Here is a 26,107-nt window from a genome sequence, read left to right on the forward strand (position 1 = left end):
ACAAGGGGCGGTGTGATGCAGAGGCAAACTTCGATGAATGGAATTACGTGATGGATACAAACTGGAAAAATAAAAACAAAAATGAACCGCTGATCGCCCACTTGACACGCTTCTGGGATGTGGAGACACCGTATGCCAAAGCGATCGACTAAAGCGATCTCACTTTGTGCCCTCATTTTTTCCACCTTGTTGAGCGGAGCTCCGGCTATGGCCTATCCCACGTTTACCTGTGCGTACGAAAAAGACCATAACCCACCGCTGGATGCGGAAGCTGAACGCTGGTTTCAACAGGCCCGCGCGCTCGAAAAAACTCGAGGGGTAAAAAACTGGCGAAGCATCGTCGGGCTGTACGAGAAAGCCATCGCTAAAGATCATTGGAAGGCGATGCACAACCTGGCGGGGCTCTATCGCACGGGCTGGCCCGGACAGCCTGGCGTTGAAAAAGATATCAGCAAGATGCTCGACCTCTACGAGCGTATGGTAAAGCTCAAAGTCCCGCTGGGTTATTACAATTGGGCTGTGGTGGCGGAGCGTGGGCGTGGGGTGTTGAAATCGGCCCGGATGGCCAGTTCCTATATGTTTCAGGCTGCGCAGTTAGGTAGTCCTCTGGCACAAGTTAGAATCGGAAACTACTTCTCATTTGAGTTGCCGCGAGATAAGCAAGACGACCAGATGGCCGAAGCATACTTTCGATGCGCTGGAGCTCAACACGTCCCAGAAGCGATTATAGAAACGGCCTCGTTTTATAAAATCGTTAAAAAAATAAACCTCTTGCATTGTTTTACTATCAACGTGCCGCATCGCTGGGTAGTTCAACGGGATTTAGCTATCTTACTGGAGCATTTTCGGCTCAGCCGGAACCTATAGATAACTTCGGTTATCAACCGGACCCAAAGCTTCATGAGCTGTATGTCAGCCTATGGGAGCAGCTAGATGCTAATCCAGACTTACGCTTCCCTAACCTCATGAAAGACCACCCATTGCCTGCTCACCCAAGACAAGGTTTTGACGCCGAGCATCCGGACCGCCGACCTGAAATATGAGTTATTTCACTCAGCCGGAAAAGCCTCGGCTCCTGCGTGGGCGGTTCATTAAGGCGACGTTTTTTTGTGCCGCCGGCCTGTTGGGAATACTCAATGGCACTTCGGCTATGGCCTATCCCACGTTTACCTGTGCCCACGAAAAAGACCATAACCCACCGTTGGATGCGGAGGCTGACCAATGGTTTAAACGGGCTCGTTATCTGGAGGGAGAGTTGGGGCATTGGCCCGAGGTAGTCGCACTCTATGAAAAAGCCATTGCTAAAGATCATTGGAAGGCGATGCATAATCTCGCTCAGCTGTATCGCGTCGGTGAGCCGGGATCAGAAAAAAACCCCGGAATAGCAATCGATACCAGCAAGATGCTCGACCTCTACGAACGTATGATAAAACTCAAAGTCCCGCTGGGTTATTACAATTGGGCTGTGGTGGCGGAGCGTGGACGTGGGGTGTTGAAATCGGACCGGATGGCTAGTTCCTATATGTTCCAGGCTGCGCAATTGGGCAGTCCCTTAGCACAGGTTCAATTAGGCCGGTACTTCGCTTTTGCGCTCCCAAGGGATAAACAGGATGATGACATGGCCGAGCGTTATTACCGATGTGCGGGCGCTCAGGAAAATCCTGATGCGATAGAGAAAACCGCCAGCTTTTATGACACAGCTAAAGAGAACAAGCCACGCTCGCTGTTCTATTATCAGCGTGCGGCATCGTTAGGTAGTTTTACGGGGTTAAGCAATTTAAAAGGAGCATTCGAAGCTATACCTCGACCAATACACAACTTTGGATATAAGCCAGACCAAGCGCTTCATGAGTTCTACTCCGATCTATGGAAACAGCTTCGAGCCAACAGAAGTCTACGCTTTCCCAATCTGATGAAAGACCACCCGCTACCCGCTCACCCCATACAAGGTTTTGACGCCGAGCATCCGGATCGCAGGCCGGAGATATGAGCGATCTCACCAAACTGGAAAGTCGTAGGTACCTGCCTGGACGGTTCATTAAGGCGACGTTTTTTTGTGCCGTCGGCCTGTTGGGACTACTCAATGGCACTCCGGCCCTGGCCGATCCCACCACCTGTACCTACGAACAAGGCGACAACCCAGCGCGGGATGCGGAGGCTGAACCCTGCCTCCAGCAGACGCGGGCTTTGGAGGCGCAGCGCTCAGTTGATGATCGTGAGATTCCTCTCAAGGCTGGCCAACTGGCCATCATCGAGGCCGGCGCAGAGCACAGGGTGAACCTGAGCGCGGTGCTCAGCCCGTTACCGGGGCTGCCGGGGTACACCGATGAGCCGTACACCCTGTTTGCCGATGGCGTGGAGATCCAGGAGGATCTGGCTGGACGCCGATGGCGTGATTCGGTTCGAGCACGTTCCAGGCACTCAGGCCTATACGGTAGAACTGGTGAACGGTCATAGCTTCGAGATCATGGTCGAGGTCGAACCCAAAACACAAAGCACAGACACCGTGCCTGCAAACCAGCAACGGGCACGCTAGGCCGCCGCGACTATCACCCGCAGAACGACCAGCTCGAACCGCCGGGCTCGACGGATGATTAGCGTACCGCGGACTTGAACCCGGCAAGCGTGCCGCAGAACCTCTGGGTGCAGGGAGCCATCGAATCACGCCTTAAGCACAAGTCGATCGCCTTGACCATGGACTGGTTCGCTAAAAAAGCCGCCCCAATACACACCATCCAGCCCCGCCCCCCACTGAATCGCAGGCAAAAAAAAACCCGGAAATCCTCACTTTCGTGGGCCTTCCGGATTTTCTAAACCGCCAAATATGGTGGGTCGTGTGGGATTCGAACCTACGACCAATTGGTTAAAAGCCAACTGCTCTACCAACTGAGCTAACGACCCGCTTCGTTGTGGTGCGTATAATACTGATTTTTAAGGACTATTCAACACCTAAGTGAAAATAAATCAAAAATAGTTGGTAGGGTCGCTGATTCCGGCTGCCGCAAAGCCTTCCGCACGCAGGCGGCAGCTGTCGCATTTGGCGCAGGCACGGCCTTTATCGTCCGCCTGATAGCAGGAAACGGTCAGCGCGTAGTCGACCCCAAGCTTCACGCCAGCCTCGACGATTTGCGCCTTGCTGAGGTTCTGCAGCGGGGCCTGGATGCGGAAACCATTGCCCTCGACCCCGGCCTTGGTCGCCAGGTTGGCCATGCGCTCGAACGCCTCGACGAACTCCGGGCGGCAATCCGGGTAACCGGAGTAGTCCACCGCGTTGACCCCGATAAAGATGTCTCGCGCGCCCAGCACTTCCGCCCAGCCCAGAGCCAGGGACAGAAACACCGTGTTGCGTGCCGGCACATAGGTCACCGGGATGCCTTCACCCGGGGTCTCAGGCACGTCGATGCTGCTGTCGGTCAGGGCCGAACCGCCGATCCCGTTCAGGTTCAGGCCAATCACCTTGTGCTCGACCACCCCCAAGTCCCGGGCCACCCGCGCAGCGGCGTGCAGTTCGGCGTGGGAACGCTGGCCGTAGTCAAAACTCATGGTGTAGCAGCTGTAGCCTTCGGCACGGGCCATGGCTACCACGGTTGCCGAGTCCAGGCCACCGGACAGCAGGATGACCGCACGTTTTTCTAGAGTATTCGTTTGTTCAGTCATGTCAGCGCCCCGGCTCGTCGTTCCAAAGATATTTGTGCAGCTGCAATTGCAAGCGCACCGGCAGGTTGTCGGCAACCACCCAGTCCGCCAGGTCACGCGCATTGAGGTCGTGATGGCTCGGTGAGAACAGGACCTCACCGGCTCGCTGGTCGAGACCGTACTGGATCAACTTGGAGACTGCCCAGTCGTAGTCCTCGCGGGAACAGATCACAAACTTGACCTGGTCGTTGAGCGTCAGCAGCTCGATGTTCTCGTAGCGGTTACGGTGCGCTTCCTTGGAGCCCGGGGTCTTCAGGTCGACCACCCGGCTGACCCGCGGATCCACCGCCGAGATGTCGATGGAACCACTGGTTTCCAGCGACACTTCGTAACCGGCGTCACACAGCTGCTTGAGCAAAGGGATGGCGTTAGGCTGGGCCAGCGGTTCACCGCCGGTCACACAGACATAACGCGGGCGGAAACCGGCCACCTGCTCGAGGATGTCATCGAGTGGTCGCACGGTGCCACCTGTAAAGGCATAGGCACTGTCGCAGTACTGGCAACGCAGCGGGCAACCGGTCAGGCGCACAAAAACAGTGGGCAGCCCGGCAGTGCGCGTTTCACCCTGCAACGAGTAAAAAACTTCGGTAATTCTCAATGTGTCTTGCATAGTCGCCACGGGCGTAACAGCTAAACAGGCTGTCCGCCTCCGTCAGGCACTTGATGAAACCCCGCCAACGCGCAGATCCCAAAAAGCGGTGTTGCTAAAAAGGGCGTGAATTCTAACGAAAAAACCCGCGACAAGCGCGGGTTTCTTGAAACACGGGTCAAACTGCCTTACATGCGCTGCAGATCACGCTGGGCCAACTGCGCAGCGGAGGTACCAGGGTACTGGCTGACCACCTGCTGCAGAATGCCCTTGACCTTGTCGGCGTGACCCAGGCGACGTTCGACGTCAGCCAGCTTGTACAGCGAGTCCGGCACCTTGTTGTGCTTGGGATACACCTGCGAAACTTTGGCGAATGCCTGGCCGGCGCCTTGCAGGTCGCCTTTGGCCAGGTTCACTTCACCCAGCCAATATTGGGCATTACCCGCGTACTGGCTGTTCGGGTATTTGCGCAGGAACGCGGCAAACGCCAGGCTGGCCTTGTCGAAGTCCTTGGCTTTGATCAGGTCGAAGGCCGCATCGTAGTAGAGCTTTTCCTTCGCCGGATCGCCCGGTTCGCTGCTGGCGGCAGGGGCTTGCGTCGCAGCGCCCGCACCGGCGGCGCTATTGCCACCGGCTGGAGAATTTTCAGGAGCCGCAGCGGGTGCACCGCCCGTTCCAATGCGCCGGTCAAGATCCTGGTATCGCTCCAGGGCTTCTTGCTTCATGCGCGAAACATCATTTTGCAAAACTTCGATCACGCCTTGTTGGCGCGCGATCTGTTCCTGCATCTGTTGCAGTTGGTTGAACAGCTCGCCCTGTGCCGAAACAGGGGCCGTAACCCCTCCCCCGGCATAGGCGCCGTTCGTACCGTAACCCGCAGGCGGATAACTGCTCCCGCTATTGTTATAACCGGAATCGTTATCGACCACAGGAACCGCAGCCCACGCCGCAAGCGGCGCGAGACTGAGAGCCAGGACAGTTACAGCACGACGGCACGTTCGCATGACGAATTACTTACGCAGTTCGACGCGACGGTTTTGAGCCCAGGACTGCTCGTCGTTGCCGGTAGCAACTGGACGCTCTTCGCCGTAGGAAACCAATTCCAGCTGAGCTGGGGAAACACCTTGCAGTACCAGGTAGCGTTGAACGGCTTTCGCACGACGCTCGCCCAGCGCCATGTTGTACTCACGAGTACCACGTTCGTCGGTGTTGCCTTCCAGAACAACGCGAGCGCCGTTTGCTTTCAGGTCTTTGGCGTGAACGTCCAGAGCGCGCATGGCTTCTGGCTTCAGGTCCGAGCTGTCGTATTCGAAGTAGAAGGTGGTGATTGCGCGCAGAGCAGCTTCTTCGCTCAGGGAGCCGTCAACAGCACCAGTGTTAGCGCCGTAACCAGCGTTTGGATCAACAGCGCCTTCACCGGCGTTGTCGCCGCCTTTGGACGAGCAACCTACAGCTACAGCCATGGCCAGAGCCAGCGCAGCAAACTTACCAAACTTCAGCATTTCCATCGTGAAACTCCTAATGAACCCCAATGTGTTAAGTACAACGTATAGCGCCGCGTCAGTTCAGGTAAGGGGACCAGGAAGGTTCTCTGACTTCGCCTTGTGCGGTAGGAAGCGGGAGCCTTACGCGTCCATTGATGGACACGAGCATCAAGACTCCCCGGCCCTGCTGGCGGGTGGCGTAGATTACCATGGTGCCGTTGGGCGCAACAGTAGGCGACTCGTCCAGAGTGCTATCAGTTAGGATTTTTACGCTACCGCGTTGCAAATCCTGAGCCGCCACCTTGAAATTGGTGAAACCTTGCTGACGATGGATCATCACCAGGGTCTTTTCGTCGGCCGACAGTTTCGGGTTGGCGTTGTAGTTACCGATGAAGGTCACACGCTCGGCACCGCCGCCACTGGCGCTGGTCTTGTAGATCTGCGGCTTGCCACCACGGTCGGAGGTGAAGTAGATGGTCGAGCCATCCTTGCCCCAGAACGGCTCGGTGTTGATGCCAGGTCCTGCGGTCACTCGGGTGATCTGACGGGAACCCAGGTTCATCACGTAGATATCCGGGTTACCGTCCTTGGACAGCACGAACGCCAGGCGCGAACCGTCCGGCGACCAGGCTGGAGCACCGTTGAGGCCTTCAAAGTTGGTGATCTGCTCACGACGACCGGTGTCGATGTTCTGCATGAAGATCCGCGGACGCTTCTGCTCGAAGGAGACATAGGCAATACGTTTGCCATCGGGGGCAAAACGCGGCGACAGGATCGGCTCACGGGACTGCAGCAGGGTCACTGCACGTGCACCGTCATAATCCGAGCGTTGCAGGGTGTAGCGGGTGTTCTTCTCGGAGAAACGCTCGGCCGTCACATACAGCAGACGAGTCGAGAACGCCCCCTTGATGCCCACCAGCTTTTCAAACGACTGGTCCGAAATGTAGTGCGCCATGTCGCGCAACTGGTCAACGCCGCCGGAAACGCTGCCGGTCAGCACTTGCTGCTCGGTGTTGACGTTGAACAGGGCGTACTGCACCTGCAGGCGACCGCCGGCCGGAACAATGCTGCCGACCATGATGTACTGGGCACCCAGGGCCTTCCAGTCGCGGTAGATGACTTCGCTGGCCTGGGTTGGCTGGCTGATCATGTTCTGCTTGGGAATCGGCGAGTAGTAACCCGAGTTGCGCAAATCGTTACCAATGATTTCCGCCATGTCGTCTGGCAACACGCTACCGCCCTGCCAGCCGAACGGCACTACCGCGATCGGGGTCGCCCGATCACTGCCGCTGGTAACCAGAATGTTCTTTTCATCCGCCGCCGCTATCCCTGCCATGCAGCAAATAACGACAAGCATTCCTCGAAGAAGGTTTCTCACAAGGCTAGATCCTCAGGTGTGAATGTCATCTTGAATGAACGATAGGGAGCGAAATCGCTCGGCTTCATTCCCTGCATTTCTGTCAAACGTCCAATGTTTTTGACCGCTGCTACAGCCGAGCTGTCGAACGGACCATCGCCACTGGACTTGGCTACCGTGACCGAAGTCACCGTACCATCGGGCAACATGCCAATTTGCAGCACGACCGTCATGTTCTTGCGTGCCGAAGGAGGACGCGCCCAGCCTTCCGCTGCCCGTGCACGAATCAGGTCGTCGAAACTGCCTGCGACTTCATCGCCTCGTTCATCGGCCAAGGCCTGCTGACGCTGCGGCGTGTCGGAAAGCAAATCTGCCAGGGCCTGGGCCTTTTTCTCTTCGGCGGATTTACGTGCCGCTTCCTGCGATTTTTTCTTCGCAGCGTCGGCAGCAGCTTTCTTCTTCGCATCCTCGGCGACTTTCTTCTTCGCCTCGTCCGCCTCAGCTTTCTTCTTGGCGTCGTCCGCGGCTTTTTTCTTCGCGTCTTCGACTACTTTCTTCTTCGCTTCTTCAGCGGCCGCTTTCTTGGCCTCTTCTTCAGCTTTCTTCTTGGCTTCTTCTTCGGTTTTCTTCTTGGCTATATCAGCCAATTGTTTCTCTTCTGCCTTCTTGGCTTCGGCGGTCTTCTTCGCTTCATCGGCTTTCTTGGCTTCATCAGCCTTTTTCGCTTCTTCGGCTTTCTTCGACTCGTCGGCCTTCTTGGCTTCCTCGGCCTTTTGAGCCGCCTCTTCTTTCTTTTGTTCCGCAGCCTTCACCGCTTCCTGCTCGACCTTCTTCTGTTCCATCTGTTCGACTTCGGTCTGGCGCGCAGCGGACTTCTTCGCTTCACCCGCAATCTTCTGATTGGTCTGGGTGGTCGCCTGACTTTTCGATTTCAACTGGTACAGGGTCGCCTGGACAATCGGCTTGGCCGGCGGCAACTCCGGGGTAAAGGCAAAGCTGACGAACAGCATGCCGAACACCAGCACGTGCAAGCCAATTGCCCAGACACTAGGCCAGAAGTAGCTTTCCGAGGCTGTTGGCTCTCGCTGTTGCTGCATCAGGGCGCCTCGGTAATCAAGCCAACGTTACCGACTCCGGCTTTCTGCAGCCCACCCATCGCGCCCATGACGGCGCCGTAGTCGACGGTCTTGTCGCCACGAATGAACACTTGGGTCTGCTTGCCACCTTCGTTGCCGGCGCGAATGATCTTGGTCACCGCATCCGTCATCTGCGGCAGGGTCATTGCCCTGTCCTGCTGCTTCTCGGTGTCGACTTCGCTGCCAAGGTTCCAGTAGTAGGTCTTGTCAGCCTTGATCGAAATGGTCAGGACCTGGGTGTTGTTGTCTTGCGGCAAGGCTTCGCTGGAAACCTTGGGCAGATCAACTTTCACGCCCTGATTGAGCATCGGCGCGGTCACCATGAAGATGACCAGCAGTACCAGCATCACGTCGATGTAAGGCACCACGTTCATCTCGGCGACCGGCTTGCGCTTTTTGCGAGCTCGAGCGATTAAAGCCATTGGGAAATACCTGCTTATTCTTCGCTGGTGTGCACTTTACGGTGCAGGATCGCCTGGAATTCATCGGCGAAGGTGTAGTAGCGGCTGATCAGGGTTTCGCTGCGCGCGGCAAAGCGGTTGTACGCGATAACGGCCGGGATGGCGGCGAACAGACCGATGGCGGTGGCGATCAGTGCCTCGGCGATACCCGGGGCCACGGTGGCCAGGGTCGCTTGCTGGGCAGTGGCCAGGCCGCGGAAGGAGTTCATGATGCCCCAGACGGTACCGAACAGGCCGATATAGGGGCTGACCGAACCAACAGTGGCAAGGAATGGCAGGCTCTGCTCGAGCTTCTCTTCTTCACGGGAAATGGCCACGCGCATGGCACGGGCCACACCTTCCATGACCGCTTCCGGGTCTACACCCGGTTGCTGGCGCAGGCGGGAGAACTCTTTGAAGCCGGCACGGAAGATCTGCTCGACGCCCGAATCCGGATCAGGGTTGCTGCCGGCCTGACGGTACAGCTTGGACAGGTCGATACCCGACCAGAAGCGCTCCTCGAAGCTCTCCAGGGCACGTCGACCGGCGCGCAGCAGGTTGCTGCGCTGAAAGATCATGATCCATGAGGTCACCGATGCGGCTACCAGGGTCAGCATTACCAGTTGCACCACGATACTGGCATTGCTGACCAGGCTCCACATGGAGGAATGGTCGACGACGTTAGCTTCCACGCTTTATCTCCTGCTTTGAGTGTGTACCCGCGCCGCTCACGTCGGCAAAGGCCGCACGTAGAGCTTCGGGAATGGCCCGGGGTTTCAAACTATGGGTGCGCACACAGGCCACCAAAAACTGCCCTTCGCAGAGCAGTGCATTATCCGTGGCTCGCCTGACCTGCTGCTTGAAGCGCAGGCTGACACGGTTCAATTCGATTACTTCAGCACTTACCACAAGCTCGTCGTCCAGTCGCGCCGGCGCGTGATAGCGCGCTTCGCTGGAATGCACGACAAACAACAGGTCCTCGCCTGCCAGCTGCGACTGGGCAAAGCCCAACTCACGTAGCCGCTCGGTCCGAGCCCGTTCCATAAACTTGAGGTAATTAACGTAATACACGATGCCGCCGGCATCGGTGTCCTCGTAATAAACGCGACAACGATGTGCGAACGACTCTAGCCCGTTTTGCGCGCGCATACTCTAGTGCTTACTCCTCAGGTTGCCAATCCGGCCAGGCAACTGTTTTTCATTCTTCTGCGCCTTTGCTGCCAAACAAGGGTTCGTCAGCCACCTAGGACCACACAAAACCCGAATTAATCGGCGCAGACCGTCATTAATCGTCCACTGCATCCAGAAACGCGTCTACTGTGGGCATTTCACCCATACGCGTCGGAATGTTCAGGCCAAAGTGCAAATACGCATGCCGCGTCACTACCCGTCCACGGGGAGTGCGCATGATGTAGCCCTGCTGGATCAGGTACGGTTCCAGCACGTCCTCAATGGTGTGCCGCTCTTCACTGATGGCCGCCGCCAGACTGTCCACCCCCACCGGGCCACCATCGAACTTCTCGATCATGGTCAGCAGCAAACGCCGGTCCTGATGATCAAAACCACGCTCATCGACATCCAGCAGGTTGAGTGCCAGGTCGGCGATCGGCTTGGTGATATGGCCCTTGGCCCGGACCTCGGCAAAATCCCGTACCCGCCGCAGCAGGCGGTTGGCAATGCGTGGTGTGCCGCGGGCCCGGCGGGCGATCTCGAACGCCCCCTCAGGGTCCAGCGGCAGCCCCAAGATGCCGGCCGAACGACTGACGATGGTCGCCAGGTCGGCGGTGCTGTAGAACTCCAGGCGCTGGACGATGCCGAAGCGGTCGCGCAATGGGTTGGTCAGCATGCCGGCACGAGTGGTCGCCCCCACCAGGGTGAAAGGTGGCAGGTCGAGCTTGATGGAACGTGCCGCCGGGCCTTCGCCAATCATGATGTCGAGCTGGAAGTCCTCCATGGCCGGGTACAGCACTTCCTCGACAATCGGCGACAGGCGATGGATTTCATCGATGAACAGCACGTCATGGGGTTCGAGGTTGGTCAGCAACGCCGCCAGGTCGCCTGGACGCTCCAGCACCGGGCCCGAGGTGCTTTTGATCGAGACGCCCATTTCCTGGGCGATGATGTTGGCCAGCGTGGTCTTGCCCAGGCCTGGTGGACCAAAGATCAGCGTATGGTCCAGTGATTCGTTGCGCCCGCGCGCCGCCTGGATGAACAGCTCCATCTGCTCGCGAACGGTCGGCTGGCCGATGTATTCAGCCAGGCTGACCGGGCGGATGGCCCGGTCCTGGACTTCTTCGCGGTCACGGGGGCCACCAGTGGCGGCAATCAGACGATCAGCTTCAATCACTTAGATCATTCCCTTCAGGGCACGACGAATCAGGTCTTCACTGCTCAAGCCTTTCTCCTTGATCGCGGAAATCGCCTTGCTGGCTTCCTGCGGCTTGTAGCCCAGGGAGATCAGCGCGCTGACCGCATCAGTCTCCGCCGAAGCCACCGGCTGCGCGGGACCATCGGGCTGGTTCGGCACCAGGGCAAACATGCTCGGCACGGCCTCCCAGGCCTTGAAGCGGTCCTTGAGCTCCACCAGCAAGCGCTCGGCGGTCTTCTTGCCGACACCCGGCACCTTGGTCAGCGCCGACGTGTCCTGGGCCTGCACACAACGCACCAGTTCGTCGACCTCAAGGCTCGACATCAATGCCAGCGCCAGCTTCGGACCCACACCATTGAGGCGGATCAGCTCGCGGAAAAAGTCCCGATCACGCTTGCCGATGAAACCATAAAGCAGCTGGGCATCTTCGCGCACCACCAAATGGGTGTGCAGGGTTATCGGCTCACCGATAGACGGCAGTCGATAGAGGGTGGTCATCGGCACTTCCAGCTCGTAGCCCAGGCCGTTGACATCCAGTATCAGGTGCGGCGGCTGTTTCTCAGCCAAGGTGCCGCGCAAACGTCCAATCACGTTTCAAATCCTTAAGCGTTAGCCAGATCAGGCGTTCGAAGAGCAAAGTGAGCGAGATCGCCGACAGTACAGGCACAAAACGCTCAACCAATAAAAACTCGTGGGTGGATGCTATCAGATCACAGGCGCAGGCGACCGCCACGACTGCGCGCCGTCCCCAGGCCGTGGGGCAGCAAGCTGGAACGGGTATGGGCATGACAAATCGCGATGGCCAGGGCGTCCGAGGCATCGATTTGCGGTTTGCTGGTGAGCTTGAGCATGTGCATGACCATCATCTGCACCTGCTCCTTGTTGGCCGCGCCGGTACCGGTGACCGCCTGCTTGACCTGGGTAGCGGTGTACTCGGCGATTTCCAGACTCTCTTCGGCACCCGCCACAATAGCGGCACCACGGGCCTGGCCAAGCTTCAGCGCGGAGTCGGCGTTGCGGGCCATGAAGACCTTCTCGATGCCCATGGTCACCGGACCGTAGGTCTGGATCACCTCACGCACGCCGCGATAAACAATTTGCAACCGCTCATGTAACTCACCGCTGCCGGTGCGAATACAACCCGACGCCACGTACACGCAGCCACGACCGGTATCGCGTACCACGCCATAACCGGTAATGCGTGAACCGGGGTCGATACCAAGAATTAAAGTCATAACGCCTGCGGGTCAAAAAAGCACGATATACGATTATGCGAATAAACAAATGTGGGAGCGAGCCCGCTCGCGAAAGCGGTTTCCTATTCAGCAACGATGTTGCCCGAAAGTCCGCATTCGCGAGCAAGCTCGCTCCCACAGTAGATCCTAGTCGCCTTTAACCGAGCTGTGCAGCCACCGACTCAGGAATATCGGCGTTGGAATAGACGTTCTGCACGTCATCCAGATCCTCCAGCATGTCGATCAGCTTGAGCACCTTCTCGGCGCCTTCCAGGTCCAGTTCGGCACTGGTGGTCGGCAGCATCACGATTTCCGCGTCGTCGGCCTTGAAGCCCGCCGCTTCCAGGGTGTTACGCACCGCATAAAAACCGGCGAACGACGTAAACACATCGATCGAACCGTCTTCGTTGGTCACCACGTCATCGGCGTCAGCCTCCATCGCGGCTTCCATCAAGGCGTCTTCATCGACACCCGGGGCAAAGGAGATCTGCCCCTTGCGTTCGAACAGGTAGGCCACCGAGCCGTCCGTGCCCAGGTTACCGCCGCACTTGCTGAAAGCATGTCGAACTGCCGCCGCCGTGCGGTTGCGGTTATCGGTCATGCACTCGACCATCACCGCCACGCCACCCGGGCCATAGCCCTCATAGCTCAGCTCGACCATGTCATCGGTGTCGGCAGCGCCAGCCCCACGGGCCACCGCGCGATCGATGATGTCACGGCTCATGTTCGCACCCAGGGCCTTGTCCAGCGCCAGGCGCAACCGCGGGTTGGAGCCGGGATCGCCGCCGCCCTGACGGGCCGCGACGGTCAGCTCACGAATCCACTTGGTGAAAATCTTGCCTTTCTTGGCATCCTGACGTTCTTTGCGGTGCTTGATGTTCGCCCACTTCGAATGACCCGCCATAACTCGCTCCGAATTCTCTTTAAAACAATGCCCGCACACCCTGGAAGGCGAGCGGGCAATACACGCTGGATCTGCCCCCTGGCGTATCCACGGATACGCCAGGGTGGCCAGCCTTACTCAGCCTTTGGCTGTTCGCGCAAACGGATATGCAGCTCGCGCAGCGCCTTGGCATCCACCAGGCCGGGGGCCTGGGTCATCACGCATGCCGCGCTCTGGGTTTTCGGGAACGCGATCACTTCACGGATCGACTGGGCGCCGGTCATCAGCATTACCAGGCGATCCAGGCCGAAGGCCAGGCCGCCGTGGGGCGGTGCGCCGTACTTCAGGGCGTCGAGCAGGAAGCCGAATTTCTCTTCCTGTTCCGCTTCGCTGATACCCAGCAGGCGGAATACCGATTGCTGCATTTCCTTGCGGTGGATACGGATCGAACCGCCACCCAGCTCAGTGCCGTTGAGGACCATGTCATAGGCACGCGACAGCGCGGTCGCCGGGTTGGCTTCCAGCTCTTGCGGCGTGCATTTCGGCGCGGTGAACGGGTGGTGCAAGGCGGTGAAGCTGCCGTCGTCGTTCTCTTCGAACATCGGGAAGTCGACGACCCACATCGGGGCCCACTCGCAGGTCAGCAGGTTCAGGTCGTGACCGAGCTTGATCCGCAGGGCGCCCAAGGCTTCGCTGACGATCTTGGCTTTGTCGGCACCGAAGAACACGATGTCGCCGTCCACTGCACCCACGCGATCGAGGATCACGTTCAAGTTGTCTTGCGGGATGTTTTTCACGATCGGCGATTGCAGGCCGTCAACACCGGCAGCGCGCTCGTTGACCTTGATGTAGGCCAGGCCCTTGGCACCGTAGATGCCGACGAACTTGGTGTAATCGTCGATCTGCTTGCGTGGCATGCTCGCCCCGCCTGGAACGCGCAATGCCGCGATACGGCATTTCGGGTCGTTGGCCGGGCCGCTGAACACCTTGAATTCAACGTCCTTGAGCTGGTCGGCAACGTCAACCAGTTCCAGCGGGTTACGCAGGTCCGGCTTGTCGGAACCGTAACGACGCATGGCCTCGTCCCAGGTCATGTGTGGGAAATCGCCGAATTCCAGACCCAGCACTTCCTTGAACAGGTTGCGGATCATGCCTTCGGTCAGGCCCATGATGTCTTTTTCATCAAGGAAGCTGGTTTCGATGTCGATCTGGGTGAATTCCGGCTGGCGGTCGGCACGCAGGTCTTCGTCGCGGAAGCACTTGGCGATCTGGTAGTAACGATCGAAGCCGGCGACCATCAGCAGTTGCTTGAACAGCTGTGGCGATTGCGGCAAGGCGAAGAAGCTGCCAGCGTGAGTACGGCTTGGCACCAGGTAGTCACGGGCGCCTTCCGGTGTAGCACGGGTCAGGATCGGCGTCTCGACGTCGAGGAAGCCGTTCTCGTCAAGGTAACGACGGATGCTGGTGGTCATGCGCGAACGCAGGCGCAGCTTCTCGAGCATTTCCGGACGACGCAGGTCGATGAAGCGATAGCGCAGGCGGGTTTCCTCGCCGACGTCGGAGAACTCGTTGAGCGGGAACGGCGGGGTTTCCGCTTCGTTCAGCACTTCCAGCTCGTAACCCAGGACTTCGATCATGCCCGAGGCCATGTTGGCGTTGCCGGCACCGGCCGGACGCAGGCGCACCTTGCCGGTGACCTTGACCACATACTCGCTGCGCACGCGGTCGGCGGCGGCGAAGGTTTCAGCACGATCCGGGTCGAACACCACCTGGGCCAGACCATCACGATCACGGATATCGAGGAAAATCACCCCGCCGTGGTCACGACGACGATGGACCCATCCGCAAAGGGTAATTTCCTGACCTTCCAGGCTTTCGTTCAGTTGGCCGCAATAATGGCTGCGCATCATGGTAGTGGTTTCACTTCTCGTAATTCGAAATTCGATGGGAGGTCTTGCTGCACCGCCGCACTTGAATGAAGTGCCAGATAATGCAAGAGCTCGGTGTGTCGTTCAACTTAGTCAGCTTTGTCGCCACCGGCCAGATTCTTCTTCGAACCGGTCTTGAAGTCGGTTTCGTACCAACCGGTACCGCTCAGGCGAAAGCCCGGCATCGACAACATTTTTTTCAGTTCGGGCGCCTGGCAGGCAGGGCAGTCGACCAACGGTGCTGCGCTGATCTTTTGAATGGCTTCCAACTGATGACCACAGGAAGCACATTGATAGTCGTACATCGGCATGGGGTTGTCTCGGCGATCAGGTTCATCCCGCGCAAACAATGGGTTTGGCGGCAAAGAGCGGGATTATATCGATTAAATCGAGCCTGTGCAGCCGTAACGCTGCACAGGGCCCCATCCGGGCCGGATGACGACCGGCACTGGGGTGTGCCGGCCGCCCTGCCCCGGCACCCCGGATTCATTCAATGCCCACGGGATCCTGGCTCAAGCTGTGCACCACACACATCACCCGTACCAGGCCGCTGAAGTTCTTCACCCCACCGTGGCGCAGATGCACCTCGCGATCGACCCGGGACAGCAATGCGTTGACCGAGCAGCGATTGTTCCTGGCAATACTGGCCAGGATGTTCCAGTACACCTGCTCCAGCCGCAGGCAGGTGGCGAACCCATTCAAGCGCACCGACCTGGCCAATGGCTGCGCCAGGCCCATGTCAAACTCACGAACGAAGGGGTCAATCTTTATATCCTGAGGCCTGGAAACTCCATCAGCACCTGTCGCTGAGATTCTCACCATATGACTGACACTCCTTTGTCATTCCATTTATAACAACGCTCCGAGTCGTTATAAAAACGTAAGCAGATACATATTTCCAGATGCATTTATAACGACAGATGTAGGACAAGCCGACAGCGGCAACAAGACTATTGACCCCCCCCTAAATGCAACAGCGAAACGGAAAGATGGCGCAGGAATAATCTCGCAAGAGCCTGGGAAAATTAAGAATCACGCATGGGACATTTTCCGACTCCAGGCGCGACACCCCACACGGATAGCGCCGACAGGTCGGCGCCATCCGTCAGGTTCCGGGTTACTGGCCGTCCAGCAGCGAGCGCAGCATCCAGGCGGTTTTCTCATGGACTTGCATGCGCTGCGTCAGCAGGTCCGCAGTGGGTTCGTCGCTGACTTTTTCCAGCAGGGGAAATATCCCGCGCGCCGTACGGGTGACCGCCTCCTGCCCCTGGACAAGTTGCTGGATCATCTCTTCGGCACTGGGCACACCCTCCTCTTCTTTAATGGAAGACAGTCGCGCGTAGATGGAATAGGCGCCAGGGGCCGGAAAACCCAACGCTCGAATACGCTCGGCAATCAGGTCCACCGCCAGGGCCAACTCGTTATATTGTTCTTCGAACATCAAGTGCAGGGTACGAAACATCGGCCCTGTGACATTCCAGTGGAAGTTATGGGTTTTCAGATAGAGCACATAAGTGTCCGACAGCAATCGCGAAAGCCCATCGACGATGGACTTGCGATCCGCCTCGCTGATACCAATATCAATTGCCATGCTGTTCCCCTTGTCAGTGATGAAGTCCGTTGCACGGTTGCGCCCTCACTGTAGCAAGAGTCCGGGCACTGTGCTGGCCGCGCCTGCTCCGGCCGATTGGCACCCGAAAATACGGCCTGAAGCGTCTAGAACAAGCCTTCACCCAAGACCGCTGCCAGCCCCGGCACCAATCACTGGCCACCCGGGCGCACGCGTCCTTTGCACTGATTTGAGAAGGTACGGCCTTTGCTGTTAAATAGACGCCGTGTCACTGCCGCTATTTCCCCGCGTGCCGTGCATAGGCTGATACCGGGTGCGTGTCCACCGCCTCCCATTGTTCAGAAGCGAACCGTACTCAATCAGCTCTTCCTTGCGATCCGTCTTAACGTGAGTCAATTAAAATGTTGAAAATCGTCCACCTGCTAACGGGCGCAGCAGCCTTGCTGTTGTCCTTCATCCCTAGCTTGCGAACCGAAGCCGTACCCTACCTGCAACAACCTGACGCGCTGTACCTGGCGTTCTTCGGTCTGCTCAACCTGACCCTCGCTCCGGTAATCCCTTACTGGAACAAAGGCCCTCGCCATCAACTGCAAAACCTGGTCAGCGCCTTGCTGGTGCTTGCCGTTGTCCTGCAAACCCTGACCCTGCTGGCACCAATGCCGGAAATCGGCGGTCACCCAGCGGTGCTGTTCAGCCTCATCGTTGCTTTGGTCGCGGTCCTGCTGCATCTGGCCATTAGCTTCTATCGATCTTCACCCGCTGCCGCGACCCATCAAAACTACGACATGACCAACCGGGATACCGGCACCGTGAAGTGGTTCAACACCTCCAAGGGTTTCGGTTTCATTTCCCGCGACTCCGGGGATGATATTTTTGTGCACTTCCGCGCCATTCGTGGCGAAGGTCACCGCGTCCTGGTCGAAGGCCAGCGCGTGGAGTTCTCGGTGATGAACCGGGATAAAGGCCTGCAAGCTGAAGACGTGATTGCGGCCCTGCCGCGCCGCTGATCCCAGCCTCGCTACCCGCTCGAAAAAAAACCGCGATGCAGCCAGGCTGCTCGCGGTTTTTTTCGCCTGCCAATGGGCATGCGCCACTGACGCTTACTTAATAGTGCGGCGGCGGCGCTTCCTCTTCGAAGGTTTCGAACTGGCCGGCCATTTCTTCCTGACGCTTGAGCAGCGCCGTCATCTGCAACTGCAGACGCTCGACAACCCGCTGCTGGGTCACCAACACATCGTTCATCGCCTCGATGGCGTCATCCTGAAACGCCAGGCGACTTTCCAGATCCATAACACGCTCTTCCAGGCTCATGACTCAACCCTCCAGGAACGTGAAACCATCGCTCAACACCAGACGCAGGCGCTCACGAATCGCCGCCACTTGTTCGGCGGTGTAATGACGTGCCGGATGTTTGCCCCAGACCGGTGCCGGCCAGGCGGCATCCTCACGTTTGCGCACGATGACATGCATGTGCAACTGGCTGACCACATTACCCAGGGTCGCCACATTCAACTTGTCGGCGTCGAACGAATCCTTGAGTGTTTCGGCCAACAGTGTTGTTTCCCGCCACAACTGCTGTTGATCGGCCGCCTCTAACTGAAACAACTCACTGATATCCGCACGACGCGGCACCAGAATGAACCAGGGATAATTCGAATCATTGGACAACAGCAAGCGGCTGAGCGGGAAATCCCCAATGGTCAGGGTGTCTTGTTCAAGTCGTGAATCTAAAGCAAACACCGCGGGCACTCCTGCATAGTCGATGATTGAAGCCTGGCGCCAGCCTTACAAGGCGACTGCGCCGGCCATACATGAGCAGCATACCCGCGAACCCGACGCGGTTCACGGCGAAAAATCAGCCCCGCGCGCTACAAACCCAGACACCCTGCCTTTCTCGACCCGGCAAACGCCCCAGCACGGGACATTGGCCATCGGCGCGCACCATGACGGAACCACCGCCCTGGTACCCACAACAGGGAGCATCCCCAGGCCCCGTGCCAGACCTGCAAAAAGTGTGAACTCCATGTAAAAGTTGAGAAATAATCCGGCAAAAAACCGATCCCCGTCTAAGCTGATTTCTCCGAGCATCCGCCGTTTACACACCCTAAAGGGTGAACCGGTAACATCTTGTGTGTTCACCTATGCACAGTCATGGTGCAACACCAGAAGCGCTACGGAGTCAAGCGCAAACAAATCGGTCTCGAAAGCCCCGTGTTTATTCGGTTTTGTGAGGTCAAACGGGCGCTTGAGAAAAAACCACAGGCAAAAATCGGATTTGTGCACGCTTGTTGCATTCATTCCCACATCGTCTATAAGGCGTCCGCTGGAAGTGGAACCTTTTAGACCTATAAGAATAGCGGCAAGGTAGCCCACGGAGATTCAAGTGCAAGCCAAGGACACTTTTTTCTGACACGCACGCCTTGTAAAACAGCGCTGAAGTTGTCAGTCCGAATGCACAGATTTTGCAAAAATACGACCTCCAACGCGCATTTTGCGACAGGGCCGTAAAGAAGCTGAAAGGATGAAAGCGCAAGTATCGCCAACATTGTCGGCGTGATATAAGTTTGCGCCGACACAAAAAGAAAGAGCCGCCCAGATAAAAAAACAGGTGGGACGGCAGAACTCTTCAAAAAAACCAAAGGAGCAAATCACGATGCGCGTGATGAAGTGGAGCATGATCGCACTGGCTGTTTCAGCAGGCACCTCGCAGTTCGCAATCGCGTCCTCCCAGGACGAAGCCAAAGGCTTTATTGAAGACCAAAGTCTGAAAGCCAAGACTCGTATCGAGTACATGAACCGTGACTTCCGTAACGGCGCTGGCAACATTGCCAAGCCAGGTGGCGGCTTCAAGAGCGGCTATCGCCAGGACACCGGTATCAGCGAACTGATCACCTACGAGTCCGGCTTCACTCAAGGCACCGTCGGCGTAGGTGTTGACGCCTTTGTTGGCGGTACTGCCAAGCTGGATGGCGGCGCAGGTCGCGCTGGCAACGGTCTGTTTGCCCGCGACAGCGATGGCAACCCGGAAGACACCCAATCGAAAGGCGGCGCGGCAGTCAAATTCCGTCTGTCCGACACCACTCTGAAATACGGCCGTCAATTCGTTGCCAGCCCGGTTTTCTCGACTGACGACAGCCGCCTGCTGCCAGAAGTTGCTGAAGGCACCATCATCACCAGCAAAGAAATCAAGGGCCTGGAAGTCAACCTGGGTCGCTTGACTGCGCTGAGCTCGCAGACTGGCATGGGCAAGGACAGCATCAACGGTGCGCACACTCCTGGCCTGACCAGCGCCAACATCGGCGGTGCTACCTACCAGTTCACCGATAACTTCGTAGCCGGCTTTGCTGCTTCCGACGTAGATGACTACTTCAAGAAGCAATACATCAACGCCAACTACACCCTGCCGATCAATGACGATCAGTCGCTGAACTTCGACCTGAACGCCTACAAGACCAAAGACCAGGGCGCAGCGCTGTACGGCCCACTGGACAACAAACTGTGGAGCTTGGCAGCTGCCTACAGCCTGGGCGCGCACAAATTCACCCTGGGCTACCAGCAGTCTTCCGGTGACACCAACTACCTGTACGGCGTTGATGGTAACGGCACGATCTACGTAGCCAACTCCATCCAGATCTCCGACTTCATCGGTAAGGACGAGAAGTCGTACCAGGCTCGTTATGACCTGAACATGGCCACCTACGGCGTACCTGGCCTGAGCTTCATGTCCCGTTATGTCTACGGTAACAACATCGATACCGCTAGCGGTTCGGAAGGCAAGGAACACGAATTCAACTTCGAAACGAAGTATGTGTTCCAGGAAGGTCCGGCCAAGGATCTGTCCCTGCGCCTGCGTAGTGCAATCTACCGTGCAAACAACGCTTACAACGCTGAATACACCGCCGACAACAACGACGTGCGTATCATCGCTGAATACCCTCTGAACATTTTGTAATCAGTGGTTATTGCCTAACGTCTTGAGCCTGGCTCAAATAAAAGCCCCTCACCCGAAAAGGTGAGGGGCTTTTTTATTGCAACTTGATGACAAGCACACCTATTCGCCAGAAACAATTGAGTAGCAAGCTAATAGTAAGCAAGCACTCTATATGTGAACTACCGATATAAAAAAACCCAAGGGGTTTATCGCCCCTTGGGTTCTAACTCACTGCCTGGCCAGCAAGCCAAGCTGTAGAGCTTTTACTTTACGCAGTTTCCTGAACCACACGAATCACACGCTGTGGAAACGGAATATCAATACCCGCCTCTTTCAGGCGATCACGGGAGTGTTCATTAAAGTGGAACATCACATCCCAGTAGTCCGCTGTCTTCACCCAAACCCGCAGCGATAGCGTGATCGCGCTGTCACCCAGGACCGAAACCACGGCCACCGGCTCAGGGTCGGCCAGTACGCGCGCGTCCTTGGCCAGCTCCAGCAGCACGGCACGGGCCTTCTGCAGGTCCGCTTCGTAGTCCACGCCCACGTCGAACACGACTTTGCGGGTCAACTGACGGTTGGTGTTGGTGATGATGCCGTTGGACAGCACGCCGTTAGGCACGATGACCGTCTTGTTGTCGCCAGTGCGGATGATCGTATGGAAAATCTGGATGCTGTCGACAGTACCCGCTGTGCCCTGGGCTTCAATGAAGTCGCCGATCCGGAACGGACGGAACAGTAGAATCAGCACCCCACCGGCGAAGTTCGCCAGGCTACCTTGCAACGCCAGGCCAATGGCCAGGCCTGCGGCACCGATGGCGGCGACAAAGGAGGTGGTCTCGACGCCGATCATCGACGCAACACTGACCACCAGCAGCACCTTGAGGACGATGTTCGCCAGGTTACTGATAAACCCCTGCAAGGCCAGGTCGGCATTGCGCAACGCCAGCAATTTGCCGACCTTGTGGGTCAACTTGTTGATCAACCACCAGCCAACGGCCAGGGTGAGGACCGCCAGCAGCACCCGGCTGCCATATTCCATGATCATCGGGATCCAGGCCTGGGAAGCCTTGACCAGGTTGTCCACTTCAGCGTTCAAATCCATCTTTCTCTCCTGATTCCCGGCTACCCGGCACTTAAAAACCAAGCAGCAGAAAGATCGAACCGTTCAGGGCTCAATCATTTCTGCTGTTGCTTGGGCCTCGGACGTCAATTGCGCCGAGAGGTTCCCCGATGACTGATCAGTCGCGGAAGTTGTTGAACTGCAGCGGCATGCCGAATTCCTTGGCGCGCAATGCGGCGATCGCGTCTTGCAGGTCATCGCGTTTTTTGCCGGTAATACGCACTTGCTCGCCCTGGATGGCGGCCTGGACCTTGAGTTTGGCGTCCTTGACGTGAGCCACGATCTTCTTCGCCAGCTCTTTGTCGATGCCTTCCTTGAGGACGGCTTCCTGCTTCACCAGCTTGCCCGAGGCGAAGGCATCCTTGACCTCAAGGCACTGTACGTCGATCTTGCGCTTGACCAGCGCCAGCTTGAGGATCTCGATCATCGCCTCAAGCTGGAAGTCGGCCTCGGCGGTCAGGTTGACGGTCAGGTCCTTTTCCTTGAACTCGAAGCTGCCTTTGCCTTTCAGGTCATAACGACGGTCGAGTTCCTTGACGGCGTTTTCGACCGCGTTGGTGACTTCGTGTTTGTCCAGTTCGGATACCACGTCGAACGACGGCATGTAATCTCTCCAATTAAAAAAGGGCGCGCACAATAACGCAGGTGCACGCCTGGCTTGCGGTTAAAATCCGCGCTGATTATAACGGGTCTTTCCCATTCGAATCTGCGAGCCGCACATGCACCTGCCAATCAGAGCACAAAACTGATGTCCACCACCTGGCATATCCTCGGCGCGGGCAGCCTCGGCACCCTGTGGACCACTCGCCTGGCGCGCGCTGGCCTGCCCGTACGGTTGATCCTGCGCGATGCGGCACGCTTACAGGCCTATCAGGCAGCCGGCGGCCTGACCCTGGTAGAACAGGGCCAGGCCCAGCGTTATCCGGTGCCGGCCGAAACCCTCGCCAACGACGCGCCGATCGAGCGCCTGCTGGTGGCCTGCAAAGCCTATGACGCCGAAGCCGCCGTCGCGCAACTGGCCCATCGCCTGACTCCAGCTGCCGAGTTGATCCTGCTGCAGAACGGCCTCGGCAGCCAGAACGCCGTCGCCACACGGGTGCCCCAGGCGCGCTGCATTTCTGCCTCCAGCACCGAAGGCGCATTTCGTGATGGCGACTGGCGGGTGGTGTTCGCCGGCCACGGCTACACCTGGCTGGGCGACAGCAGCCATCCAGTGGCACCAATCTGGCTCGACGACCTCGATGCCGCCGGCATCCCCCACGCCTGGAGCGTGGACATCCTGACCCGGCTGTGGCGCAAACTGGCGCTCAACTGTGCAATCAATCCGCTGACGGTGCTCCACGACTGCCGCAATGGCGGCCTGCAACAGCACCAGTGCGAAGTCGCCACCCTGTGCAGCGAACTCGCCCAGTTGCTCGAACGCTGTGGCCAGCCCGCGGCGGCGCAAGACCTGCAGCAGGAAGTCGAACGGGTGATCCTGGCCACCGCCGCCAACTACTCGTCCATGTACCAGGATGTGGCCAACCAGCGTCGCACCGAAATCAGCTACCTGCTGGGCCACGCCTGTGAGGTTGCCGCGCGCCACCAACTGGTGTTGCCGCACCTCAACCAGTTGCAGCAGCGTCTGATCAAGCACCTGCGTACACGCGGATTGCCCAGCGACTGAGCAGCGGCTACGCTGGCCTCCTGTTCTTCTTTAGCGACGACCCCAATGCCTTTGCGCCAGCGCCTTGAAAACCTACCGGTCGGCCAGAAACTACTGGCTGCCCTGTTGGTGCTGCTGATCACCGTTCTGCTGGTGGCCAACCTGATCTTTATCAGCGCCGCCTATTGGATCTCCCAGGAAAGCATGGCGCCACAGGCCTTGCAGACCATCGGCCGGCTGGTCGCCAATCCGTCGATTGCCAGCCAGGCCCTGAACTCGCCCGCGGACGGGGAAAAACTGCTCAACGAACTCAACAGCTATACCCCCTTGCGCGCCGCCGCGCTGTACGACGCCCAGGGTCGACTGCTGGCCCAGGTGCAGCGCGGCGACCCCCTTGAGCTGCCCAAGCGCTATCGCCACATTGAAGGCTGGCAGGCCACCGAGTTTCGCAGCAATCAAGTCATCACCCTGTTGCGTCCGGGCCAGGACCCCGGTCATTTGCTGCTGGTGGCCAGTAGCGAATTGCCGGTGGCGTTCTACACCGGCACGCTCACCGCCAGCCTGGGTATCCTGATTTTCAGCGTGCTGCTGTGGCTGCTGATCGCCCAGCAAATCAAACGCCTGATTACCCAGCCGATTCACCAACTCGAAGAGCTGTCCCGCCAGGTCACCCGCGAGGAGAACTATGCCCTGCGTGCCTCCCGGGGCAACCTCGACGAAATCGGCAGCCTCGCCGAGGCCTTCAACACCATGCTCTCGCGTATCGAAGCCCGCGAGCAGCAACTCAAGCGCGCCCGGGACGACTCCCAGGCCGCCTACGACCAGGCCCAGGGCCTGGCCGAGGAAACCCGGCACACCAACCGCAAGCTGGAACTGGAAGTCCAGGTACGCAGCAAGATCGAGAAGAAACTCACCGGGTTCCAGAACTACCTCAACAGCATCATCGACTCCATGCCCTCGGCGCTGATCGCCCTCGATGAGCAGCTCTATGTGACTCAGTGGAACCAGGAGGCCAGCGCGCTTTCCGGGACCCGCCTGGACGAAGCGCTGAACCAGCCGATCTTCCTCGCCTTTGAACCGCTCAAGCCGTTCCTGCCGCAGCTCAAGGAAACCGTCGAGCAGCACAGTGTGGTCAAGATCGAGCGAGTCACCTGGGTCAAGGACGATGAAGCCAGGCACTACGCCCTGACGTTTTATCCGTTGATGGGTGGCGCCGGGCGTGGCGTGGTGATCCGTATCGACGACATCACCCAGCGCCTGTCCCTGGAAGAAATGATGGTGCAGTCAGAGAAAATGCTCTCGGTCGGCGGCCTGGCAGCGGGCATGGCCCACGAAATCAACAATCCCCTGGGCGCCATCCTGCACAACGTGCAGAACATCCGTCGGCGCCTGTCGAGCGATCTGCCAAGAAACGTCGAGACGGCCGAACAGGTCGGTGTCGAACTGGACAACGTCAATCAGTACCTGCGCAGCCGAGAAGTCCCGCAACTGCTGGATGGCATCCAGCAGGCCGGCGTCCGCGCCGCGAAGATCGTCACCCACATGCTCAGTTTCAGCCGCCGCAGTAACCGGCAGATGGCCCCTTGCGACCTGCCGGCCCTGATCGACCAGGCCGTGGAGATTGCCGGTAACGACTTCGATTTGGCCATCGGCTTCGACTTCAAGGGCCAGGCCATCATTCGCCAGTTCGACCCGCAACTGGGCCCGGTGCCCGGCACCGCCAACGAGCTGGAACAAGTGCTGCTCAACCTGCTGAAAAACGCAGCCCAGGCGATTCACCTGCGCGAAGACGACAGCGAACCCGGGAGGATCATCCTACGTACCCGCCTGAACCCGCCCTGGGCCGAAATCCAGGTCGAGGACAACGGTATCGGCATGAGCGAGAACGTGCGCAAACGCACCTTCGAGCCTTTCTTCACCACCAAGGAAATCGGCCAGGGCACCGGCCTGGGGCTTTCGGTGTCGTACTTCATCATCACCAACAACCACAAGGGCCAGATGGAAGTGCAGTCGACCCTGGGCCAAGGCACCTGCTTTACCTTGCGCCTGCCCCTGGCCGGCTCCCCCCTTGCCTCTCACGAACTCAAACAACTGGAGCGCTAAGCATGGGCTTTCGCCTGTCGAAGATTTACACCCGCACCGGCGACGCCGGTGAAACCGGGCTGGGCGACGGTCGCCGCGTGCCCAAGGACCATCCACGGGTCGAAGCAATCGGCGAAGTCGATACCCTCAACAGCCAGCTCGGCCTGCTGCTGGCGGCACTGGCTGAGCAGAGCCCGCATTGTCCAGGCCTGAGGCAAATCAGCGAAGTGCTGGAGCCATGCCAGCATCGCCTGTTCGACCTTGGCGGCGAACTGGCGATGCCGGTGTACCAGGCGCTGAATGGGGCGGAAGTCGAACGTTTGGAAAACGCGATCGATACCTGGAACGAGGAGCTGGGGCCACTGGAGAATTTCATTTTGCCGGGCGGTTCGGCGCTGATTGCCCAGGCCCACGTCTGCCGCAGCCTGGCCCGCAGTGCCGAACGCCGTTGCCAGCAGTTGAACGCCATCGAGCCTTTGGCCGGGGTGGGCCTGGCCTACATCAATCGTTTGTCGGATCTGATGTTCGTGGCGGCACGCCTGATTGCCAAGCGCCAGGGGATAAACGAGATTCTGTGGCAGGCGGCGGCTAAACCTGAGGCTTAGCCCCGCAGATGAGTCGCCCATTCAAGGCCCCATCG

At 58.3% G+C, this 26,107-nt stretch carries 29 protein-coding genes and 1 tRNA gene; 8 read left to right on the forward strand and 22 right to left on the reverse strand.

What is annotated here, in order from left to right; translation table 11 throughout:
* Nucleotides 1-207: 207 nt before the first annotated feature.
* The 3 genes from AACY45_RS24465 (at nucleotide 208) to AACY45_RS24475 (ending at nucleotide 2,457) form a co-directional block, all read left to right on the forward strand.
* Nucleotides 208-867, forward strand: coding sequence for a tetratricopeptide repeat protein (locus AACY45_RS24465; protein WP_339547859.1), 660 nt, complete (start codon nucleotides 208-210; stop codon nucleotides 865-867).
* Between the two features lie 283 nt (nucleotides 868-1,150).
* Nucleotides 1,151-1,990 (forward strand): tetratricopeptide repeat protein, encoded by an 840-nt coding sequence (locus AACY45_RS24470; protein WP_339547939.1) that lies wholly within the window; start codon nucleotides 1,151-1,153, stop codon nucleotides 1,988-1,990.
* The gene (locus AACY45_RS24475) at nucleotides 1,987-2,457 is read left to right on the forward strand and encodes a hypothetical protein (protein ID WP_339547861.1); all 471 of its coding nucleotides are present in this window, start codon (nucleotides 1,987-1,989) and stop codon (nucleotides 2,455-2,457) included. The genes AACY45_RS24470 and AACY45_RS24475 overlap by 4 nt, the downstream gene beginning before the upstream one ends.
* 368 nt (nucleotides 2,458-2,825) lie before the next feature.
* Here the strand turns inward: AACY45_RS24475 and AACY45_RS24480 are convergent.
* The 18 genes from AACY45_RS24480 to AACY45_RS24565 form a co-directional block, all read right to left on the reverse strand.
* Nucleotides 2,826-2,901 (reverse strand) — tRNA-Lys (locus AACY45_RS24480).
* Between the two features lie 63 nt (nucleotides 2,902-2,964).
* Nucleotides 2,965-3,657, reverse strand: a complete 693-nt coding sequence (gene queC, locus AACY45_RS24485) for a 7-cyano-7-deazaguanine synthase QueC (RefSeq protein WP_339547863.1) — start codon at nucleotides 3,655-3,657, stop codon at nucleotides 2,965-2,967.
* A 1-nt stretch (nucleotide 3,658) separates the two neighbouring features.
* Nucleotides 3,659-4,306, reverse strand: a complete 648-nt coding sequence (gene queE, locus AACY45_RS24490; protein ID WP_339547865.1) for a 7-carboxy-7-deazaguanine synthase QueE — start codon at nucleotides 4,304-4,306, stop codon at nucleotides 3,659-3,661.
* A gap of 167 nt (nucleotides 4,307-4,473) precedes the next feature.
* Nucleotides 4,474-5,289, reverse strand: coding sequence for a tol-pal system protein YbgF (gene ybgF / locus AACY45_RS24495; protein WP_339547867.1), 816 nt, complete (start codon nucleotides 5,287-5,289; stop codon nucleotides 4,474-4,476).
* A 6-nt stretch (nucleotides 5,290-5,295) separates the two neighbouring features.
* Complete coding sequence (gene pal / locus AACY45_RS24500; RefSeq protein WP_003178634.1) at nucleotides 5,296-5,793, reverse strand: peptidoglycan-associated lipoprotein Pal; 498 nt, start codon at nucleotides 5,791-5,793, stop codon at nucleotides 5,296-5,298.
* Nucleotides 5,794-5,845: 52 nt separating this feature from the next.
* Entirely contained in the window at nucleotides 5,846-7,126 is a 1,281-nt protein-coding gene (gene tolB / locus AACY45_RS24505) for a Tol-Pal system beta propeller repeat protein TolB (protein ID WP_174244593.1), read from the reverse strand.
* Between the two features lie 17 nt (nucleotides 7,127-7,143).
* A complete protein-coding gene (tolA, locus tag AACY45_RS24510) occupies nucleotides 7,144-8,223 on the reverse strand; it encodes a cell envelope integrity protein TolA (RefSeq protein WP_339547869.1) in 1,080 nt (359 codons plus the stop codon).
* Entirely contained in the window at nucleotides 8,223-8,675 is a 453-nt protein-coding gene (gene tolR / locus AACY45_RS24515; protein WP_339547941.1) for a protein TolR, read from the reverse strand. The genes tolA and tolR overlap by 1 nt, the downstream gene beginning before the upstream one ends.
* A gap of 23 nt (nucleotides 8,676-8,698) precedes the next feature.
* Complete coding sequence (gene tolQ, locus AACY45_RS24520; RefSeq protein WP_034149144.1) at nucleotides 8,699-9,394, reverse strand: protein TolQ; 696 nt, start codon at nucleotides 9,392-9,394, stop codon at nucleotides 8,699-8,701.
* The gene (gene ybgC, locus AACY45_RS24525) at nucleotides 9,384-9,851 is read right to left on the reverse strand and encodes a tol-pal system-associated acyl-CoA thioesterase (RefSeq protein ID WP_027619828.1); all 468 of its coding nucleotides are present in this window, start codon (nucleotides 9,849-9,851) and stop codon (nucleotides 9,384-9,386) included. The genes tolQ and ybgC overlap by 11 nt, the downstream gene beginning before the upstream one ends.
* Nucleotides 9,852-9,987: 136 nt before the next feature.
* Complete coding sequence (ruvB, locus tag AACY45_RS24530) at nucleotides 9,988-11,049, reverse strand: Holliday junction branch migration DNA helicase RuvB (protein WP_339547872.1); 1,062 nt, start codon at nucleotides 11,047-11,049, stop codon at nucleotides 9,988-9,990.
* Nucleotides 11,050-11,661, reverse strand: coding sequence for a Holliday junction branch migration protein RuvA (ruvA, locus tag AACY45_RS24535; protein WP_339547874.1), 612 nt, complete (start codon nucleotides 11,659-11,661; stop codon nucleotides 11,050-11,052).
* A gap of 119 nt (nucleotides 11,662-11,780) precedes the next feature.
* Nucleotides 11,781-12,305, reverse strand: a complete 525-nt coding sequence (ruvC, locus tag AACY45_RS24540) for a crossover junction endodeoxyribonuclease RuvC (protein WP_008147379.1) — start codon at nucleotides 12,303-12,305, stop codon at nucleotides 11,781-11,783.
* Between the two features lie 157 nt (nucleotides 12,306-12,462).
* Nucleotides 12,463-13,209, reverse strand: a complete 747-nt coding sequence (locus tag AACY45_RS24545) for a YebC/PmpR family DNA-binding transcriptional regulator (protein ID WP_339547877.1) — start codon at nucleotides 13,207-13,209, stop codon at nucleotides 12,463-12,465.
* A gap of 113 nt (nucleotides 13,210-13,322) precedes the next feature.
* The gene (aspS, locus tag AACY45_RS24550; RefSeq protein ID WP_166591764.1) at nucleotides 13,323-15,098 is read right to left on the reverse strand and encodes an aspartate--tRNA ligase; all 1,776 of its coding nucleotides are present in this window, start codon (nucleotides 15,096-15,098) and stop codon (nucleotides 13,323-13,325) included.
* Between the two features lie 107 nt (nucleotides 15,099-15,205).
* Nucleotides 15,206-15,427, reverse strand: a complete 222-nt coding sequence (locus AACY45_RS24555) for an FmdB family zinc ribbon protein (RefSeq protein ID WP_010457489.1) — start codon at nucleotides 15,425-15,427, stop codon at nucleotides 15,206-15,208.
* 175 nt (nucleotides 15,428-15,602) lie between these two features.
* Nucleotides 15,603-15,938: a ribbon-helix-helix domain-containing protein gene (locus tag AACY45_RS24560; RefSeq protein ID WP_339547880.1), complete on the reverse strand. Its 336-nt coding sequence runs from the start codon at nucleotides 15,936-15,938 to the stop codon at nucleotides 15,603-15,605.
* Between the two features lie 295 nt (nucleotides 15,939-16,233).
* A complete protein-coding gene (locus AACY45_RS24565) occupies nucleotides 16,234-16,707 on the reverse strand; it encodes a Dps family protein (protein ID WP_339547882.1) in 474 nt (157 codons plus the stop codon).
* Nucleotides 16,708-17,087: 380 nt separating this feature from the next.
* Here AACY45_RS24565 and AACY45_RS24570 point away from each other — a divergent pair, with 380 nt between their 5' ends.
* Nucleotides 17,088-17,693, forward strand: coding sequence for a cold-shock protein (locus AACY45_RS24570; protein WP_339547884.1), 606 nt, complete (start codon nucleotides 17,088-17,090; stop codon nucleotides 17,691-17,693).
* A 97-nt stretch (nucleotides 17,694-17,790) separates the two neighbouring features.
* Here AACY45_RS24570 and AACY45_RS24575 read toward each other — a convergent pair whose 3' ends face one another.
* Entirely contained in the window at nucleotides 17,791-17,997 is a 207-nt protein-coding gene (locus tag AACY45_RS24575; protein WP_339547886.1) for a SlyX family protein, read from the reverse strand.
* A gap of 3 nt (nucleotides 17,998-18,000) precedes the next feature.
* A complete protein-coding gene (locus AACY45_RS24580) occupies nucleotides 18,001-18,426 on the reverse strand; it encodes an HIT family protein (RefSeq protein ID WP_339547888.1) in 426 nt (141 codons plus the stop codon).
* Between the two features lie 913 nt (nucleotides 18,427-19,339).
* On the opposite strand from AACY45_RS24580, the gene AACY45_RS24585 reads away from it, so the two are divergent.
* A complete protein-coding gene (locus tag AACY45_RS24585) occupies nucleotides 19,340-20,638 on the forward strand; it encodes an OprD family porin (RefSeq protein WP_339547890.1) in 1,299 nt (432 codons plus the stop codon).
* 247 nt (nucleotides 20,639-20,885) lie between these two features.
* Here the strand turns inward: AACY45_RS24585 and AACY45_RS24590 are convergent, their stop codons facing one another.
* Together AACY45_RS24590 and AACY45_RS24595 are read right to left on the reverse strand one after the other, a co-directional pair.
* Entirely contained in the window at nucleotides 20,886-21,722 is an 837-nt protein-coding gene (locus tag AACY45_RS24590; RefSeq protein WP_339547892.1) for a mechanosensitive ion channel family protein, read from the reverse strand.
* 136 nt (nucleotides 21,723-21,858) lie between these two features.
* The gene (locus tag AACY45_RS24595; RefSeq protein WP_166591756.1) at nucleotides 21,859-22,344 is read right to left on the reverse strand and encodes a YajQ family cyclic di-GMP-binding protein; all 486 of its coding nucleotides are present in this window, start codon (nucleotides 22,342-22,344) and stop codon (nucleotides 21,859-21,861) included.
* Nucleotides 22,345-22,488: 144 nt separating this feature from the next.
* Between AACY45_RS24595 and AACY45_RS24600 the strand changes: the two genes are divergently transcribed.
* Genes AACY45_RS24600 through AACY45_RS24610 form a run of 3 tightly spaced genes read left to right on the forward strand, consistent with a single transcriptional unit; the run spans nucleotide 22,489 to nucleotide 26,072 of the window.
* On the forward strand, nucleotides 22,489-23,406 hold the full coding sequence (locus tag AACY45_RS24600; protein WP_339547894.1) for a putative 2-dehydropantoate 2-reductase: 918 nt from the start codon (nucleotides 22,489-22,491) through the stop codon (nucleotides 23,404-23,406).
* Between the two features lie 45 nt (nucleotides 23,407-23,451).
* Entirely contained in the window at nucleotides 23,452-25,488 is a 2,037-nt protein-coding gene (locus tag AACY45_RS24605) for an ATP-binding protein (protein ID WP_339547896.1), read from the forward strand.
* A gap of 2 nt (nucleotides 25,489-25,490) precedes the next feature.
* Nucleotides 25,491-26,072: a cob(I)yrinic acid a,c-diamide adenosyltransferase gene (locus AACY45_RS24610; protein ID WP_339547898.1), complete on the forward strand. Its 582-nt coding sequence runs from the start codon at nucleotides 25,491-25,493 to the stop codon at nucleotides 26,070-26,072.
* Nucleotides 26,073-26,107 lie beyond the last annotated feature (35 nt).

The sequence above is a fragment of the Pseudomonas sp. RA_35y_Pfl2_P32 genome (assembly GCF_963970735.1).
GTDB lineage: Bacteria > Pseudomonadota > Gammaproteobacteria > Pseudomonadales > Pseudomonadaceae > Aquipseudomonas.

What these genes read in the sequence shown, in the direction of transcription:
- AACY45_RS24465 (WP_339547859.1), top strand. Translation starts at nt 208, where the DNA reads ATGGCCTATCCCACGTTTACCTGTGCGTACGAAAAAGACCATAACCCA.
- AACY45_RS24470 (WP_339547939.1), top strand. Translation starts at nt 1,151, where the DNA reads ATGGCCTATCCCACGTTTACCTGTGCCCACGAAAAAGACCATAACCCA.
- AACY45_RS24475 (WP_339547861.1), top strand. Translation starts at nt 1,987, where the DNA reads ATGAGCGATCTCACCAAACTGGAAAGTCGTAGGTACCTGCCTGGACGG.
- queC (WP_339547863.1), bottom strand. Translation starts at nt 3,657, where the DNA reads ATGACTGAACAAACGAATACTCTAGAAAAACGTGCGGTCATCCTGCTG.
- queE (WP_339547865.1), bottom strand. Translation starts at nt 4,306, where the DNA reads ATGCAAGACACATTGAGAATTACCGAAGTTTTTTACTCGTTGCAGGGT.
- ybgF (WP_339547867.1), bottom strand. Translation starts at nt 5,289, where the DNA reads ATGCGAACGTGCCGTCGTGCTGTAACTGTCCTGGCTCTCAGTCTCGCG.
- pal (WP_003178634.1), bottom strand. Translation starts at nt 5,793, where the DNA reads ATGGAAATGCTGAAGTTTGGTAAGTTTGCTGCGCTGGCTCTGGCCATG.
- tolB (WP_174244593.1), bottom strand. Translation starts at nt 7,126, where the DNA reads ATGCTTGTCGTTATTTGCTGCATGGCAGGGATAGCGGCGGCGGATGAA.
- tolA (WP_339547869.1), bottom strand. Translation starts at nt 8,223, where the DNA reads ATGCAGCAACAGCGAGAGCCAACAGCCTCGGAAAGCTACTTCTGGCCT.
- ybgC (WP_027619828.1), bottom strand. Translation starts at nt 9,851, where the DNA reads ATGCGCGCGCAAAACGGGCTAGAGTCGTTCGCACATCGTTGTCGCGTT.
- ruvC (WP_008147379.1), bottom strand. Translation starts at nt 12,305, where the DNA reads ATGACTTTAATTCTTGGTATCGACCCCGGTTCACGCATTACCGGTTAT.
- AACY45_RS24545 (WP_339547877.1), bottom strand. Translation starts at nt 13,209, where the DNA reads ATGGCGGGTCATTCGAAGTGGGCGAACATCAAGCACCGCAAAGAACGT.
- aspS (WP_166591764.1), bottom strand. Translation starts at nt 15,098, where the DNA reads ATGATGCGCAGCCATTATTGCGGCCAACTGAACGAAAGCCTGGAAGGT.
- AACY45_RS24555 (WP_010457489.1), bottom strand. Translation starts at nt 15,427, where the DNA reads ATGCCGATGTACGACTATCAATGTGCTTCCTGTGGTCATCAGTTGGAA.
- AACY45_RS24560 (WP_339547880.1), bottom strand. Translation starts at nt 15,938, where the DNA reads ATGGTGAGAATCTCAGCGACAGGTGCTGATGGAGTTTCCAGGCCTCAG.
- AACY45_RS24565 (WP_339547882.1), bottom strand. Translation starts at nt 16,707, where the DNA reads ATGGCAATTGATATTGGTATCAGCGAGGCGGATCGCAAGTCCATCGTC.
- AACY45_RS24570 (WP_339547884.1), top strand. Translation starts at nt 17,088, where the DNA reads ATGTTGAAAATCGTCCACCTGCTAACGGGCGCAGCAGCCTTGCTGTTG.
- AACY45_RS24575 (WP_339547886.1), bottom strand. Translation starts at nt 17,997, where the DNA reads ATGAGCCTGGAAGAGCGTGTTATGGATCTGGAAAGTCGCCTGGCGTTT.
- AACY45_RS24585 (WP_339547890.1), top strand. Translation starts at nt 19,340, where the DNA reads ATGCGCGTGATGAAGTGGAGCATGATCGCACTGGCTGTTTCAGCAGGC.
- AACY45_RS24590 (WP_339547892.1), bottom strand. Translation starts at nt 21,722, where the DNA reads ATGGATTTGAACGCTGAAGTGGACAACCTGGTCAAGGCTTCCCAGGCC.
- AACY45_RS24595 (WP_166591756.1), bottom strand. Translation starts at nt 22,344, where the DNA reads ATGCCGTCGTTCGACGTGGTATCCGAACTGGACAAACACGAAGTCACC.
- AACY45_RS24600 (WP_339547894.1), top strand. Translation starts at nt 22,489, where the DNA reads ATGTCCACCACCTGGCATATCCTCGGCGCGGGCAGCCTCGGCACCCTG.
- AACY45_RS24605 (WP_339547896.1), top strand. Translation starts at nt 23,452, where the DNA reads ATGCCTTTGCGCCAGCGCCTTGAAAACCTACCGGTCGGCCAGAAACTA.
- AACY45_RS24610 (WP_339547898.1), top strand. Translation starts at nt 25,491, where the DNA reads ATGGGCTTTCGCCTGTCGAAGATTTACACCCGCACCGGCGACGCCGGT.